Origin of the sequence: Enterococcus sp. 7E2_DIV0204, from assembly GCF_002140855.1 — a bacterium.
GTDB classification, from domain to species: Bacteria; Bacillota; Bacilli; order Lactobacillales; family Enterococcaceae; genus Enterococcus_L; species Enterococcus_L lemimoniae.
In genome coordinates this window covers 3,082,736-3,097,469 of sequence record NZ_NGKY01000001.1, presented here as the reverse complement: position 1 = coordinate 3,097,469, position 14,734 = coordinate 3,082,736, and the positions used below count along the sequence as shown (strand labels likewise).

Below are 14,734 nucleotides of genomic sequence, written 5' to 3'. Positions count from 1 at the left end.
GGATTGATGTAGTTAAATCGAAAAAAGTTGAATTTCTTCTAAAATATCTTGCGGACAAATTGTACATTTTGCACCATCTTGAATCAAGCCATGACAACCGTCAGAATGGGCATCAAAAAGATTACCAGGGACTGCAAAAACTTCACGGCCATATTCTAAAGCAGCTTGAGCAGTGATCAAGGTTCCGCTTTTTTTTCGCGCTTCGATCACACAAGTTCCTAAACTCATTCCTGCAATAATTCGATTTCTCATTGGAAAATGATATTTTCTTGGTCTTGTACCATTTGGATATTCACTGACAACTAATTGTTCGTCCATCATTTTTCGCTGTATATGGGCCGTTTCTTTAGGGTAACAAATATCTAGACCCGTTCCAATAACGCCAATCGTATGTCCACCCTGTTGCATGGTCACTTGATGACTAACACTATCGATTCCTTTGGCTAACCCGCTAACAATCGTCAAATCATGACGGATCATTTCAGGGATCAACTGACGAACGACATTTATTCCGTAAACAGAAGCTGCTCTAGCACCGATAAAGGAGATACATTTTTTTTGCAATAATTCTATGTTGCCTTTGTAAAATAATAGTACGGGACAGTTATAAATTTGTTTTAAATACTCAGGATAGGTTGGATCCAAAATCGTGATAAATGAATGTGCATTATAGTACTCCTGTGTTTTTTCTGGATTATTTGACCAATGATCCCAGGATTTAGAAAACAATTTTTGGTAGGTTGTGATTCCTGCAATCTGAATAATTTCTTCTTTTGAGAAGTCTGTACAATTATTATAGTTCATTGAAAAATCTAAGACTTTTAGCATACCCAAGTTGCCAATTCCATTACAAACTGTTAATTTAAATAAAAGTTCTCGTTGTTTTGCTTCCATAAAAAAAACCTTCTTTCACAAATACTTGTTATAGTAAGTATCCGCAAAAAAAGGAAAATTTTATTTTTTTTAACACATGTCTTTGATTGGAGCAAATGTTTTTCTGTGGATTGTACAAATTCCTTGTGTTTCCAGTCCGATTAGATGTTCCTTGGTTCCATAGCCTGCGTTGTTTTCAAACCCATATCCAGGGTACATTTTAGCGTAATCTTCCATTAAACGATCTCGAATCACTTTAGCTACAATACTAGCTGCTGCAATTGATACGGAGCGAGCGTCTCCTTTAATGAGGCTTTTTTGTGGAATGTTAACGTCTAGCTTCATTGCATCAATCAATAAATAATCTGGGATGAAGCAAAGATCTTCGAGCGCGATCCCCATAGCTAATTTGGATGCTTGATAAATATTGATTTCATCGATTTTATTATGATCAACCATTCCAATCCCTATTGATATGGCTTGATTTTGGATTTCGTCATAAAGTTCATCTCTTTTTTTGGCAGACAATTTTTTAGAATCATTGACACCTAAAAGCTGGAACTTTTCAGGGAGGATAACGGCTGCGGCAACAACTGGACCAGCTAGCGGTCCTCTTCCTACCTCGTCGATCCCTACGATCAAACGATGACCTTGAGTCCGTGCCTGATTTTCAAATTGCTGCATTTCTTCAAGTAAGGCTACGGCTTTTTCATGACGCTGGATCTTCCTATCCCACTGCGCTAAAGCTTGTTGAACGCCATTACGTTCATCTGCTTGCCATAACTTGATTCGTTCATCATCTCTTGTATCAATAGTTGTTAATGCTGCTTTAATTTGCTGGATTGACTCAGTTTTCATCTTTTGTAACTCCTAATTCTTCCCAACGATCTAAAGTATAAGGTCCTAATTTGCTACTGCGGATTTCTTGAATGATCATTTCACTTGCTCGATCATAATCGTCCTTAAATCCACGTTTTTGACTGATCAACATCAAAAGTTTAGCACCTGGTAAACCTGTTTCCTCTTCTGTTAATTTATAGCGTTCAACCAAACGCTCTGGGTAAAATCGTGAAAAAAATGTTAGCCCATAAATAGCCAGATCATCTAAATGAAGCAATTGATCTTTAATTGCTCCAGTCAATGCTAATTTTTTACCAATTTCTTGATCTTCAAACTTAGGCCACAAAATCCCTGGCGTATCAAGTAACTCTAAGTCTGTGCCTGAACGAAGCCATTGTTGCCCTTTAGTTACTCCGGGTTTGTTCCCGGTTTGTGCAATTTTCTTTCCAACTAACCGATTCATTAAAGTCGATTTCCCTACATTAGGAATACCGATACACATCGCACGGATTGCACGAGGTTTCACCCCTTTTGCCCGTTCACGATCGATTTTTTCTTTTAGGGCTTTCTTTGCTTCAGGAACGATTTTGTTAACACCTTTATTTTGCTGAGCATTGATTACTAGCGTATGGTAGCCTTTTTCTTGAAAATAATGTTGCCATTTTTGATTTTGTTCTTTATCAGCTAAATCACCTTTGTTTAGTAAAATCAACCGCGGCTTTTGTTGAACGATTTGATCCATCATTGGATTTCTTGATGAAAGAGGTAAGCGTGCATCGATCAATTCAAAAACAATATCAACATACTTTATTTTTTCGGATACTTCTCTTCTGGCTTTTGCCATATGTCCTGGAAACCATTGTATTGTCATTTTATCACCTATCTTGGTATGAATTTCATATGTGTTATCGGGTAATACACGAATTGGGCTTTTCCTAAAATATATTTACTTTGAACGGCTCCGAAAGAACGACTATCCTTTGACATCCGGCGATTATCACCTAACACAAAATAACTATCTTTTGGTAACGTATTCTCCGTGGTTAAATCACTTAAATTAAAATTTGTTGTATATGGCGCTGTTTCGTGATCTTTTTTTATATTTTTTTCTAGAAAAGGCTCTTCTATCGGTTTTTCATTTATATAAAGCTGGTCGTTTTCATATCGTACAGCATCTCCTGGCAATCCAATAACTCGTTTGATATAAATCGCTCCAGTTGGTAATTTAAACACTACAACGTCAAATCGCTTGATCGAAGAAAATTTTTCCATGACGATCATGTCACCTTGACTAAGTGTCTTTTCCATTGAATTTCCATCAACCGGCACAGGAATCAAAAGAAAGCCTCGCAATATAAATAACAACACTAACGAAGGAACGAGTAGTTTCATGAAAAAAATAAAATAACCGATATAAGATTTCTGTTTTTCCACGTAGTTTCTCTCCCTTGCTCTCACTGTTTCTATTATAAAGGAAAAACACTAGAAAAAGCGACAATTTTAAAGGAAATATTTCACCCTATTTGAGTAAAGTGTGAAATTGATGTGAAAAAGCAATAGTATTACGCACTTATCGTTTTTTCACATGAGTTCCAGCTATTTTTTTTGAAGTTCTTTTAGACCCGCTTCATATGCCTGGTCGTTTTCTTTGATTTTTTTGCCTATCTCTAACTCAATTTGGGCAGCTGTTTCGTTATCAACTTCTCCAGTAACAGGAAGTCCTGTGCTGGTCTGCAATTTGCTCACAGCTGTTTGAGTTTGCTCTGAAAATTCGCTACTGTTAGCATCAACTTCATAGTCCAGTGCTTGTAATAAAGCATTGACGTTTTTAACAACTGGTGAGGAATCACCTTGTTTTAATGTTTTATCTCTAGAAATTGGAGATAGATAGGCATAATCAGGATAATCGGCTTTAATAGTAGGTTCTAGGCCTTTTTCATGGATCCATTCTCCATTTGGCGTTAACCATTTTAGAACAGTTAATTTGATTTCACTCTTATCATTTAAGTTTTTAACTGTTTGAACGGTTCCTTTACCAAACGTTTTTGTTCCAATAATTTTTTTATTCCCTGATTCTTTTAAGGCTGCTGCGAAAATTTCAGAAGCGCTCGCACTTCCTTCATCTACTAAAACAACAGTAGGCTCCGTAACTTTAAAACCTCCATCTAGTTTGCTAGATGCGACTTCTTCACTGGTATTACCATTTTTATCTTCAAATTTGATGATTGGTTTGCCATCTTCCAGAAACATACTGGCCATTTGTTCTACTTGATTAAGAAGTCCACCTGGATTTTGGCGTAGGTCGATGACAAAAGATTTTGCGCCATCTTTTCTTAACGTTTTAATCGTATTTTTAAGTTCCTGGTAAGTATTTTCACCAAAAGAAGTGATTTTAATTGAACCTATCGATCGATCTGTTTTGTCTAGTTCTCCTTTGACTGTCTCAATTGGGATTGTATCTCGTGTCAGTTTTAATTCAAATGTTTCTTCACCACGAGCAATCGTTAAACGAACTTCGGTTCCTTTTTTTCCACGAATTTTGCTGACTACTTGAGAAAGTGTTTTACCTTGGGTTTCTTCATCATCGACTTTTAGCACTGTATCATTCGCTCTCATTCCAGCCTTAGCTGCTGGTGAGCCTTCGATAGGTGCTTGAGCTACTGTAGGCAGATCATCTGTCATAGTCATAGTGGCACCGATTCCCTCAAAGCTGCCTGCAAGGCTTTGATCTAACTCGTCAGCTTCAGGTTCATTTAGATAACTAGAGTAAGGATCCTCTAAAGCTTCTGTCATCCCTTTCAATGCACCATCAACTAATTTTTTTTCATCAACTTTTCCTACATAATTATTGATGATTTCACTGTATAAGTTATCAATTTTTTCTAAGTCAGCACTTCGAGCCGGATTGTCTGCAAGTTGCTTTTTATATTGATAGTCAAAATAAATATAGCTACCTCCTCCAACAAGAAAAGCGACACAAACAATCGAAATAATATATTGATGGAAGGGTACTTGTTGTTTATTTTTCATATAGTCATCTCTTTTCGTAAAATTATCATTGCATGTTTTCCAGTTTAACATGAAAAAAAAAGAAGGAAAAGCTTTCTTTGCCCTTTCCTTCTTTTTTTTATTTATTGTTTTCTAAGTATTTTTCCCACATCTCATCAAAAATATGCATATTGGTCAAATAATCAGCATTCATTTCTAAATAAGTAGATATCTCATGATAATCTTCTGATTGTTTTGGAAACTGAATATCTCTTGACGCGTCATTTGCAAATTGGCTTTCAGCCGTTTTTTTAGGCGCTCTTAAGGTCATTAGGTAGTGATAAAAACTTCTTCTCATAGGGTCACCAATTTTCTTTTATAAAATTTTCTCGATTAAGATGGGCGTCTTTGTAACGTTCAGGATCTTTTTGATAGAAGTCTTGATGATAGTCTTCAGCTGGATAAAAAATAGCTGCAGGCTCAATCGTTGTTACAATGGGTTCATTAAAGCGGCCACTTTCTTGTAAGTTTTGCCGACTATCTTCTGCAATCTTTTTCTGTTGCTCATTGGTATAAAAAATAACTGGCCGATAATTATCCCCACGATCCTCAAACTGACCTAAAGCATCTGTCGGATCTGTTTGCTGCCAGTAGATCTCTACTAGCTTTTCATAGGGCATAATCTCAGGATCAAAGTCAATTTCAACTGCTTCTGTATGCCCAGTTGTATGACTTAACACTTGTTCATAAGTTGGATTAACAACATGACCACCTGTATAGCCTGAGGTTACTGAATTGATGCCGGGCTGTGTATCAAATGGTTGGATCATACACCAAAAGCACCCGCCAGCAAAAATGGCTTTTTCATTCATTCGAATTCCTCCCTTACTGGATTATTTATCTTTAGGCAAATAAATGTTCATTCGGATATCATCATCGACTAAGTTTATTTTCTCAGCCCGGATAAATAGACCATTTTGCATTCTAAATTGGTCTAAACGGAGTAGAACTGTACTGTCATCTGGATTTACTTCTACCCAGTTTGGCAATTTGTAATCTCTTTGAACAAACTTCAAAATTTCTTTCATTGGTAAACCTAGCGTGCCAATTGACAAGCTTTTTGCTTTTAATTGGACATTCCCATTGTCCATTACATACGGATCAAAATAGAGGTAAAATTGAATTGGATGACCTAAAACTTCAAAGGTTCCATTCAACATTGCTTCATTTTCTAGATAGAATTTATACGTAATATCAGAGCCTTTTTGGAAATCACCAAGATAAAAATCAATTAACGCATTTATCTGCTTCTTCTTTGATTGGATGGCAATAACGGGGGTTCCATCTTTTTCGACTAACTCAGGGACAGGTGTATAGTTCGGTTCTCTAACTTGAGTAACTCTTATAAAGACGAAAGCCGCACTTCCGATTATCAGTCCAATTAAAACGATAAAAGCCACTTTCCAGTGATTGATTGTTTTTTTGACTTCAGGTATTTTTTTTCTTCTTGGGCTTGTCTTTTTTTCTGCTGTTGATTCCTTTTTTTCTTCTGGTTCATTTTTCATTGTTTTCACTCACTTCCCTTTTTGAGCCATTTATCTTGGGTTTTGACCATTTCTTCACGAACAGCACTAGCCATAATTTGATACCCTAAATTATTAGGGTGGAAATGGTCTTCTTCGTAAAGCGCATTATTTTTTATATCATGCTCTGAACTTGAGGTTGTCGTTTCTTCACTACTAACAATCCCGACTTGGTCCCCTGCTCCTTTATACAGTAAGTCATTGATTGGAATAAAATAGGCATTTTTTTCTGCAGTAACGACTTCCTTTGTCCCATCATTCCAAGTATCCACTATTTCCTGCATTTCAGTAATATCAGGGAAATAAAGATAGAATGGATTGTAGATCCCTAAAACATAGATTGGGGCTTCTTCATTATATTTACGTATCTCTGTAAGGAGCTTTTCCACTTCTTTCTGATAGCTTTTAAGTGGTTTTTTAAATGAGTCTTTGGTTAAGCGGAAGACATCTCCTTTGATTACTTTCATTAGATCGTTTCCACCAACGGTTAAGGTAATGAGATCTGCTGCTGCCAAACCTTTTTGAATATCTTCATTTTTTTTGATTCGTTTTAGAATTTGATCACTGCGATCACCGTTTTTCCCAAAGTTATCCGTTTGAACACCGTTTAAATGATACTGTTCTTGTAAATCATTGGCAACTAACGGGACAAATCCACCTGAATTTGTTAAATCGCCAATTCCTTCTGTCAGTGAGTCCCCAATTGCGGTGTATCGAATCACCTCTTTCGTTTCACTTTTTACGGTTTGTTTTGCTCCCGTTCCTAAGATTGGTTTTGCTTTAGGAACCGCCACGATCAATAATAAAAATACACCAATTATGGTGAGTATGAGCAGTGCCACGCTTGCTCCATTTTTTTTGAAAAATAATTTCATTGTATCCCTTCCTTTGCCGGAAATCACAAAAAAATAGTGCAATATACAGTCACCGGCTTTTTAGTCCTATTAAACTAAATTATCTCTATTTTATTGTCATTTGTACAGTAAAAGTTATAAAAATTTTTATTAAAAAAAGCAGATCAGTTTGATCTGCTCAAAACTCAGTCTGTTTAGTCTGTATAGTACATGATAGCAAAAGCACCTTTACCTGTATGAGTCGCAATTACAGGATTTGTATGCAATACAGGAATATCCATATCAGGAAATAGTGCTTGCAGCCCTTCTTTAAAACTGTTTGCCAGCTCTAGTCCATCTGCATGAGAAATCCCAATTTGACGTACATTTGATAAGCTACTCAATTCACTTTTCAACTCATCAAACCATTTATTAAAGGTTTTCATCCCTCTACCTTTGGCTACTGGAATCAGTTCTGTTTGATCAAAATCCATTACAACTTTCATATTAAAAATACTGGATAAAAGACCGGTTGCACGACTGATTCGGCCACCTTTAACTAGATTATCCAATGTAGATATACCGATGAAAAGCTTGGTGTTTTCTTTGACATGATTGATTTCTGCTAAAATTTCTGGAACACCAGCCCCGTTTTTAGCAAGTTTAGCCGCTTGAATCACTTGGAATGATAATCCTTGATCCGTGAAGTCACTGTCAATCACTGTAACGTTAGCAGAGCTAAGATTCCCAGCTTGTCTAGCAGCTTCTACAGTGCCGCTCAAGCCTTTTGTCATATGAATCGAGACAACTTCACTGCCATCAGCGCCTAAACGGTCATACAGGTCTACAAACTCACCAATTGGTGGTTGACTCGTTTTTGGCAAAGCTTTAGCCGTACTCATTAATTCCATAAAATGTTCGCCTTCTAAATGATCGTCATCTGCGTAAACTACGCCATCGATCATTACAGATAAAGGCATCATCTGAATATCTAAATCATCGCGTATACTTTTCAGCATTGTGCAAGAAGAATCAGTCACAATTTTAACATTTGTCATAATTTTATCACTCTTTCTTTAAAAACAACCTCAATTCGTGGTAGAATACTTTTGAGGCTTGAATGTCTGTTTATATTATAACAGACAAAGAATTATTTTTCACCAAATTAAAATGAAGGAAGTTGATTTCTTGGAAAAAGCAAAATTCTCGAGAAAATATATGATTTTAAATGAAGTACTTAATGCAGTTACTCACGGGATTGGGGCTAGTTTAAGTATTGCAGGATTAGTGATTTTGTTAGTCAAGGGTGCAAGGCTTGGTTCAGCTGTTCATGTTGTTTCCTATGCTATTTATGGTTCAACATTGATTCTGTTATTCCTATCCTCAACTTTATTTCACAGTTTGATTTTTACTAGAGCTAAGAAAGTCTTCCAGGTCTTCGACCATAGTTCGATTTTCTTATTGATTGCTGGTAGCTATACACCATTTTGCTTATTGAGCATCAAGGGTTGGTTAGGCTGGCTATTGTTTGTTCTTATTTGGGTCATGGCAATCAGTGGAGTTGTCTACAAATCTTTAACACTTCATAAACAAGAGACAGTAAAAAATGTTTCAACGGTCATTTACATTATTATGGGCTGGCTTTGTATTACAGCAGCAAAACCTTTATATGATTCTTTAGGGCCTACTGGAATAGCTTTATTAGTGGCTGGAGGCGTTTCTTATACATTAGGTGCTGCCTTTTATAGTTTAAAGAGCGTTCGCTTCATGCATGTAGTTTGGCATTTGTTCGTAATGTTAGGAGCAGGATTCATGTTCTTTTCAATTTTACTTTATACTTAAACAACTATCAAATCCTTATGAACAAAGGATTCTTGGTACTTCTTTTTGAGAAATCAAAAAAGAAGTACCTTTTTTTGTATTTATATCTTTACAAACCGAACAAACATTCGTATAATAACTATACAAACGTTTGTTCGATAAAAATTATGAGGTGATTAAGAATGAAAGCAGTTCGTCGTGGCGGGTTATTATTTGTTGTATTGATTATTGGTATTTTCTTAGGAACATTAGGGTTACAGTCCGCATTACTTATTGTTAGCCCTCTATTTATTATATGGTTTATGCTATGGGATGAAAAACGATATTCTCATACTAGAAAAAAAAATGACCATCAACAATATGTTTATCGCAAATATCCATAGAACCAAACTGAGCTATTTAGTTAGTTAGAATAAAAAAAGATCCTGGAACATAAACTTGAAAAGTTATGTTTCAGGATCTTTTTATCCAAATAAACGCTTGGAGCAAACGGCCCTCGATGCTTCGACGATCGGAGTGAAACGAGAACCGTAGATGCAGAAGAACGCCCTTCTATCCTATCCTCTTTTTTAATATTCCATCAATGTCACAATTTCATAATCCTTGATTTTATCGCGTCCATGTAAGTCCATCAATTCAATTAGAAAAGCACAACCGACTACGATACCACCTAATGATTCGATCAACTCAACCGTTGCCTTGATGGTACCACCTGTTGCCAATAAGTCATCACAAATCAATACTCGTTGACCAGGAGTGATGGCATCTTTATGAAGAGTTAATGTATCAGTCCCATATTCCAAATCATAAGTTACTTCAATCGTTTCGCGTGGTAACTTTCCTTTTTTACGGACTGGAGCAAAGCCGACACCTAATTCATATGCGACTGGACACCCGACAATAAAACCGCGCGCTTCAGGGCCTACGACCATATCAATTCTTTTTTCTTTCGCATAATCAACGATTTGTTTTGTTGCTTCACGATAGGCCTCGCCATTGGCCATCAATGGTGAGATATCTCTAAAGATAACTCCTTTTTCTGGATAATCTGGAATACTAGCAATATAATCTTTTAAATTCATCTTTTATACTTCCTCCTCGTTCCACAGCCACTGTTGTAATGTCTCACGATCGCTGTATAGCAAAAACTCTTCTGTTTTGATTTTTTTTAAGCGAGTTTGATAGACCTTACTTTCCGTCAATGGATGATTTTCAGGACTTTCAACTTTTCTTAAAACACCGTTTTCTATTGTAACAAATCCTAAGTCAAAAAACACCTGAATCATAAAAATTAATAGCTTTTCTTGAATTTTTAAGTGTTGTGCTACAACATTCAGCTTGTAACGAACATCTACTTGTTCTTGTTGTCTGACAAATTTATAAAGTTGAGCATATTGTTCTCTAGTGCCTGTCCCATTTAGATAGGCTTCTTCATGAGAAACACCTAACATGTAAACACGCTCGATTTTCCCTGTTTGGGTGATTTGTTTTAACAACCCAACATCGTCGGGACAATCGACAAAAACTAATTGTTGACTATTAGTTTTTTCAATCATCATGACAGCTTCATCAACAGTGCTAAACAACCAATGATCCGTTTGCTCGTCAACTAGTTTTTTACTCTCGGAATTAAAATAAATATAGAGTGTATTAGCAATAGATATTTCTTTTTGCCGACTATTTTTCCCTCTAAAGTCAAAAAGCTGCATACCATCTACTGAAAAATCACTGACCATTAATTGCGGTTTTTTATTCCCATTCCACTCATTGATCGATAATTGTCCTGCAACATTCGTTGTGCCTTGACCAAATTCATCTGCCTGATTGCCCATTTGAAATGCAATTGCATCTAATTTAGCTCCACCTTGACTTAGCTGGAACTTAAGATGGCTTTTATCAGCCCCGATTTGACGACTTTGTTCGATTGAAACATCTTCAAACAAGAAATTTGGAACTGGATTGTCTGTCCCAAATGGCGCGAGAATTTTTAATTGTTGGATGAAAGGAATTGTCACTTCATCGACTTTTAAAGACTCATCGATCAATAGTTCTTGTCCTTGTGAAAGATCGATCTGATTTCTTTCAAGATAATGAATTAAATGTTCTTTTACTTTGTTGATATTCTGAACAGGTAATGTCATTCCAGCAGCCATATGATGACCACCAAAATGAGTGAATTCTTCACGAATTTCGCTTAAAGAATCAAATAAGTTCAGTGCTGAGACGCTACGCCCTGATCCTTTAGCAATTTCATCTGATTCGTCAATCGTTAACACGATCGTCGGTTTTCCAGTATCCTGCATAATTCTGCCAGCAACAATACCTAAAACACCTTCATGCCAACCTTTTTTTGCAACAATCTGAATGGGATCTGTTGGTTCAATCAGCTCAAAAGCTTCTTTTGTGATTGTAGCGACAATTTCTTTACGCTCATCATTTTGATTATTGATATAGGTTGCGATCCGCTCTGCTTCTTCTTCGTCGAAAGTTGTCATTAATTCAACTCCGGAAGAGGCATCGCCTAATCGGCCTAAAGCATTCAAACGCGGTGCAATTGTAAAACCAATATTTTCTTCACTGATTGCCTCTTTTTTTAATTCTGCTAGATGAATTAAGATATCCAAACCGATTCTTTCACCGTTTTGAATCATTTCTAGTCCCATTTTAACCAGAACTCTATTTTCATCTGTTAGAGAGACTAAATCGGCAATTGTTCCAATCGCAACTAAATCAAGAAATTCAGCTGGCAATTCTCCTAACAGAGCTGTTGCTACTTTAAATGCTACCCCTACCCCAGCTAAGTCTCCAAAAGGATACTGACCTTGTGGATGTTTTGGATGAATAATTGAAAACGCATTGGGTAATTCTGGTGGCAATTCGTGGTGATCGGTCACAATGACATCGACGCTCTGTTCTGTTGCATAATTAATTGCTTCATGACCTGCCACGCCATTATCGACTGTAATAATCAATTGAGCACCATTTTCAATCTGTTCTTTAAACACAGTCAAATTAGGTCCATAGCCATGAATAAATCGATTTGGTAAGAAATACTCTACTTCCCCACCTATCAATTCAATAGCTTCTTTCATAACCGTTGTGCTTGTGATACCATCAGCATCATAATCTCCATATATCAAGATTCTTTCGCCTTGAGCCACAGCATCTTGGATTCTGGTTATTGTTTTCTCCATATCATGCATCAAAAAAGGGTCATAAAGATTTTCTACTGTGGGACGTAAATAGGTTTCCAGGACTTCTTGAGACTGAATACCACGATGCCACAAAATTTGACCTAATAAAGGATTGATCTGCTCTTTTGTTAGTATAGCTGAAAATTCTTCTGGCAACGCTGTTTTTTCCCGTAATTGCCATATATATTTTGCTTTTTTCACGACGTCACTCCTAACCAAGTAATTATATCAAATAGAATCGGAAAACTAAAGAAAGTATCCTAAAAAAACACAAATTAAAAAGCCAAGACAAAATATTACTACTTTGTATCTTGGCTTTTCCACCTTATAAATCTTCGTCGCTCGTTCTTGGCTTAGTAAAGTGATCAACCCGACTACCAACAGATTCTACGTCAACATTTGGTGATATTGGCGCTTGAGATGCTGCAGCATCGTATTTAGCTTGCAACTCTGCTAGCTGATTCTCATAGGTCCGTTTAACCTTCTCTACTTCTTCTTGAGCTAGTTTATCTGCATCATTTTTATATGTTTCAATGTCCTTCTTTAATTCTTTTACTTGTTTCTTCTGTTTCCACATTGTCGTTGTCGAAGTCAATAGACCAATCAACGCACCAACAATTGCGGAACCTAGAATAATCAAAATCAATGGACCTGAGATTTTTGCAAAGCCAAAGCTGACTGGAACAGTTTGACTATTCAACACAGCAAAAACAACAACAATCAGAACTAACACCAGACCGATAACTACACGCCACTGGTTTTTCATGAACAGTTTCCCCCTTGTAGTTATATTATTTTTTGTTTAGTACTCCGCCAGCTAATAAATCACCTAAATATGGAAATAAAGTATACAGCCGGGAAGCGGCTTCCATGATGCGCGGGCGATTGATTTCACGTTTCGAGGTGCCCATTGCATTCACAATTTCTTTAGCTAATTTAGTAGGTTCTAAAACGAATAGATCCACAGAAGCTAGATAATTGCCAGTAGGATCCGCTTTATCAAAAAATTCAGTTTCGATTGGGCCCGGATTAACGGTCGTAACTGAGATTCCTAATGGTCTTAGTTCTAAACGTAAAGCATTTGAAAAACCTAGGACAGCAAATTTAGTAGCAGAGTAAATAGTTGATTTTGCTGTGGCCATTTTTCCAGCCATCGAGGCTACATTCATTATATGGCCAGTCCCTCTTTCAGCCATTTGAATCGCAGCTTTTTGAGTGAAGACCATCATGCCTAGAACATTTACTTCAAACATGTTTCTAGCAATCGCTAAATCTGTATCGATGAAATTTTCAAATAGTCCAAAGCCAGCATTGTTGACTAGTACATCAATGGGGCCAACTTCCGTCTGAATTTTCTCAAAAACAGTCTCAACATTGTCAGGATCGGCAATGTCTAATTGGAATGAATGAGCCAATTTCCCACTCAGTTCTTCACACGTTTCTTTCACTTTTCCAATCAAATTGATTCTTCTAGCACAAACAACTACGATGGCTCCTTGTTTTGCTGCTTCGTAACAAATTTGTTCGCCTAACCCTGCTGAACCACCCGTTACAACAACAACTTTGTCAGCTAACGCTTGTCCTTTAATCATACTTTTTCCTCCTTACTCATTTCTAAAAGGGATCTCGATAATCTCCATGTCTTTAACAATCTTAGTGTTCCGAAAAATTTCTTTGGCTTCATTTTCTAATTGGATAATGTCCCCTGTTAAGTATCGAGCACTGATATGTGTCAATATTAATTTTTTCGCGTCGGCTTCCAGAGCAACTTGGGCGGCCTGATGACTCGTCGAATGATAATAAGCTTTTGCCATTTTTTCTTCTTCTTTATTAAAGGTGCTTTCATGAACGAGCACATCGGCGTCCTCTGCAAGAGATACACTATTTTTGGTTTTTCTTGTATCACCTAAAATAGTGACGATTCTACCAAGTTTTTTCTCACCAACGAAGTCTTTTCCGTTAATCACCGTTCCATCAGGTAAGGTTACAGATTCTCCTCGTTTGATTTTTCCGTATATCGGTCCTGAAGGGATGTTTAAAGCTGCTAATTTTTCTACTTGTAATTCCCCTTCATGATCCGCTTCAACAATCCGGTAACCGAAGCTAGCAATCCCATGGTCTAATGGTAGACAAGACACTATAAATTGTTTGTCAGAAAAGACTGTGTCTGCTTTTGTGATTTCAACAAACTTCAATTCATATGAAAGTCGCGTTTGGGAAACTTTTAGTGCCGTTCTCACATAGTCGGCAATTCCAACTGGTCCGTAAATCTCTAGTTTTTCATTGCCGCCTTGGAACGAGCGACTACTTAATAAGCCTGGTAGACCAAAAATATGGTCGCCGTGTAAATGAGTGATAAAAATTTTCTCGATTTTTCTTGGACGAATGTTACTTTTTAAAATTTGTAATTGTGTTCCTTCGCCACAGTCAAACAACCAAACTGCATTCCTTTCGTCTAATAATTTCAGAGCAATGCTACTCACATTACGATGTTTTGCTGGAACCCCAGCGCCTGTACCTAAAAATTGTAATTCCATTGGCTACCTATCTTTCTTTAAACTTCTCCTTTATTTTAGAAGAAAGTTGCCGCTTTAGCAAATAA

The 14,734-nt window shown here is 36.8% G+C and carries 17 protein-coding genes; 2 read left to right on the top strand and 15 right to left on the bottom strand.

The window, feature by feature from the left end; genetic code table 11:
• Positions 1-12: 12 nt before the first annotated feature.
• From dprA to A5819_RS14345, 10 genes are all read right to left on the bottom strand, one after another.
• A complete protein-coding gene (gene dprA / locus A5819_RS14390) occupies positions 13-894 on the bottom strand; it encodes a DNA-processing protein DprA (RefSeq protein ID WP_086279436.1) in 882 nt (293 codons plus the stop codon).
• A 69-nt stretch (positions 895-963) separates the two neighbouring features.
• Complete coding sequence (locus A5819_RS14385) at positions 964-1,731, bottom strand: ribonuclease HII (protein WP_086279435.1); 768 nt, start codon at positions 1,729-1,731, stop codon at positions 964-966.
• Complete coding sequence (gene ylqF / locus A5819_RS14380; RefSeq protein WP_086279434.1) at positions 1,721-2,584, bottom strand: ribosome biogenesis GTPase YlqF; 864 nt, start codon at positions 2,582-2,584, stop codon at positions 1,721-1,723. Before ylqF ends, A5819_RS14385 begins: the two co-directional genes overlap by 11 nt.
• 8 nt (positions 2,585-2,592) lie before the next feature.
• The gene (gene lepB, locus A5819_RS14375) at positions 2,593-3,105 is read right to left on the bottom strand and encodes a signal peptidase I (RefSeq protein WP_176271473.1); all 513 of its coding nucleotides are present in this window, start codon (positions 3,103-3,105) and stop codon (positions 2,593-2,595) included.
• Positions 3,106-3,309: 204 nt separating this feature from the next.
• Positions 3,310-4,743, bottom strand: coding sequence for a S41 family peptidase (locus A5819_RS14370; RefSeq protein WP_086279432.1), 1,434 nt, complete (start codon positions 4,741-4,743; stop codon positions 3,310-3,312).
• Between the two features lie 97 nt (positions 4,744-4,840).
• Positions 4,841-5,059 carry a YozE family protein gene (locus A5819_RS14365; RefSeq protein ID WP_086279431.1) on the bottom strand — a complete coding sequence of 73 codons (219 nt, stop codon included), beginning with the start codon at positions 5,057-5,059 and terminating at the stop codon, positions 4,841-4,843.
• Positions 5,060-5,063: 4 nt separating this feature from the next.
• Complete coding sequence (msrA, locus tag A5819_RS14360; RefSeq protein ID WP_086279430.1) at positions 5,064-5,573, bottom strand: peptide-methionine (S)-S-oxide reductase MsrA; 510 nt, start codon at positions 5,571-5,573, stop codon at positions 5,064-5,066.
• 21 nt (positions 5,574-5,594) lie between these two features.
• Complete coding sequence (locus A5819_RS14355; RefSeq protein WP_086279720.1) at positions 5,595-6,266, bottom strand: YpmS family protein; 672 nt, start codon at positions 6,264-6,266, stop codon at positions 5,595-5,597.
• Positions 6,267-6,271: 5 nt separating this feature from the next.
• Positions 6,272-7,159 (bottom strand): SGNH/GDSL hydrolase family protein, encoded by an 888-nt coding sequence (locus tag A5819_RS14350; protein ID WP_086279429.1) that lies wholly within the window; start codon positions 7,157-7,159, stop codon positions 6,272-6,274.
• Positions 7,160-7,332: 173 nt separating this feature from the next.
• Positions 7,333-8,175: a DegV family protein gene (locus tag A5819_RS14345; protein WP_086279428.1), complete on the bottom strand. Its 843-nt coding sequence runs from the start codon at positions 8,173-8,175 to the stop codon at positions 7,333-7,335.
• A gap of 130 nt (positions 8,176-8,305) precedes the next feature.
• Here A5819_RS14345 and A5819_RS14340 point away from each other — a divergent pair, with 130 nt between their 5' ends.
• Entirely contained in the window at positions 8,306-8,959 is a 654-nt protein-coding gene (locus tag A5819_RS14340; RefSeq protein WP_176271436.1) for a hemolysin III family protein, read from the top strand.
• 161 nt (positions 8,960-9,120) lie between these two features.
• Positions 9,121-9,321, top strand: coding sequence for a hypothetical protein (locus A5819_RS14335; RefSeq protein WP_086279426.1), 201 nt, complete (start codon positions 9,121-9,123; stop codon positions 9,319-9,321).
• A 186-nt stretch (positions 9,322-9,507) separates the two neighbouring features.
• Here A5819_RS14335 and A5819_RS14330 read toward each other — a convergent pair whose 3' ends face one another.
• The 5 genes from A5819_RS14330 to rnz all read right to left on the bottom strand — a co-directional run bounded on the left by A5819_RS14330 (position 9,508) and on the right by rnz (position 14,669).
• On the bottom strand, positions 9,508-10,020 hold the full coding sequence (locus A5819_RS14330; RefSeq protein WP_086279425.1) for an adenine phosphoribosyltransferase: 513 nt from the start codon (positions 10,018-10,020) through the stop codon (positions 9,508-9,510).
• Between the two features lie 3 nt (positions 10,021-10,023).
• Positions 10,024-12,333 (bottom strand): single-stranded-DNA-specific exonuclease RecJ, encoded by a 2,310-nt coding sequence (gene recJ, locus A5819_RS14325; protein WP_086279424.1) that lies wholly within the window; start codon positions 12,331-12,333, stop codon positions 10,024-10,026.
• A 124-nt stretch (positions 12,334-12,457) separates the two neighbouring features.
• Positions 12,458-12,898, bottom strand: coding sequence for a lipopolysaccharide assembly LapA domain-containing protein (locus A5819_RS14320; protein WP_086279423.1), 441 nt, complete (start codon positions 12,896-12,898; stop codon positions 12,458-12,460).
• A 25-nt stretch (positions 12,899-12,923) separates the two neighbouring features.
• The gene (locus A5819_RS14315) at positions 12,924-13,724 is read right to left on the bottom strand and encodes an SDR family oxidoreductase (protein ID WP_086279422.1); all 801 of its coding nucleotides are present in this window, start codon (positions 13,722-13,724) and stop codon (positions 12,924-12,926) included.
• A gap of 12 nt (positions 13,725-13,736) precedes the next feature.
• A complete protein-coding gene (gene rnz, locus A5819_RS14310) occupies positions 13,737-14,669 on the bottom strand; it encodes a ribonuclease Z (RefSeq protein ID WP_086279421.1) in 933 nt (310 codons plus the stop codon).
• Between the last annotated feature and the right edge of the window lie 65 nt (positions 14,670-14,734).

Bases quoted from the DNA above. Each gene is read 5' to 3' on its own strand.
- dprA (WP_086279436.1), bottom strand. From the start codon at position 894: ATGGAAGCAAAACAACGAGAACTTTTATTTAAATTAACAGTTTGTAAT.
- A5819_RS14385 (WP_086279435.1), bottom strand. From the start codon at position 1,731: ATGAAAACTGAGTCAATCCAGCAAATTAAAGCAGCATTAACAACTATT.
- ylqF (WP_086279434.1), bottom strand. From the start codon at position 2,584: ATGACAATACAATGGTTTCCAGGACATATGGCAAAAGCCAGAAGAGAA.
- lepB (WP_176271473.1), bottom strand. From the start codon at position 3,105: ATGAAACTACTCGTTCCTTCGTTAGTGTTGTTATTTATATTGCGAGGC.
- A5819_RS14370 (WP_086279432.1), bottom strand. From the start codon at position 4,743: ATGAAAAATAAACAACAAGTACCCTTCCATCAATATATTATTTCGATT.
- A5819_RS14365 (WP_086279431.1), bottom strand. From the start codon at position 5,059: ATGAGAAGAAGTTTTTATCACTACCTAATGACCTTAAGAGCGCCTAAA.
- msrA (WP_086279430.1), bottom strand. From the start codon at position 5,573: ATGAATGAAAAAGCCATTTTTGCTGGCGGGTGCTTTTGGTGTATGATC.
- A5819_RS14355 (WP_086279720.1), bottom strand. From the start codon at position 6,266: ATGAAAAATGAACCAGAAGAAAAAAAGGAATCAACAGCAGAAAAAAAG.
- A5819_RS14350 (WP_086279429.1), bottom strand. From the start codon at position 7,159: ATGAAATTATTTTTCAAAAAAAATGGAGCAAGCGTGGCACTGCTCATA.
- A5819_RS14345 (WP_086279428.1), bottom strand. From the start codon at position 8,175: ATGACAAATGTTAAAATTGTGACTGATTCTTCTTGCACAATGCTGAAA.
- A5819_RS14335 (WP_086279426.1), top strand. From the start codon at position 9,121: ATGAAAGCAGTTCGTCGTGGCGGGTTATTATTTGTTGTATTGATTATT.
- A5819_RS14330 (WP_086279425.1), bottom strand. From the start codon at position 10,020: ATGAATTTAAAAGATTATATTGCTAGTATTCCAGATTATCCAGAAAAA.
- A5819_RS14320 (WP_086279423.1), bottom strand. From the start codon at position 12,898: ATGAAAAACCAGTGGCGTGTAGTTATCGGTCTGGTGTTAGTTCTGATT.
- A5819_RS14315 (WP_086279422.1), bottom strand. From the start codon at position 13,724: ATGATTAAAGGACAAGCGTTAGCTGACAAAGTTGTTGTTGTAACGGGT.
- rnz (WP_086279421.1), bottom strand. From the start codon at position 14,669: ATGGAATTACAATTTTTAGGTACAGGCGCTGGGGTTCCAGCAAAACAT.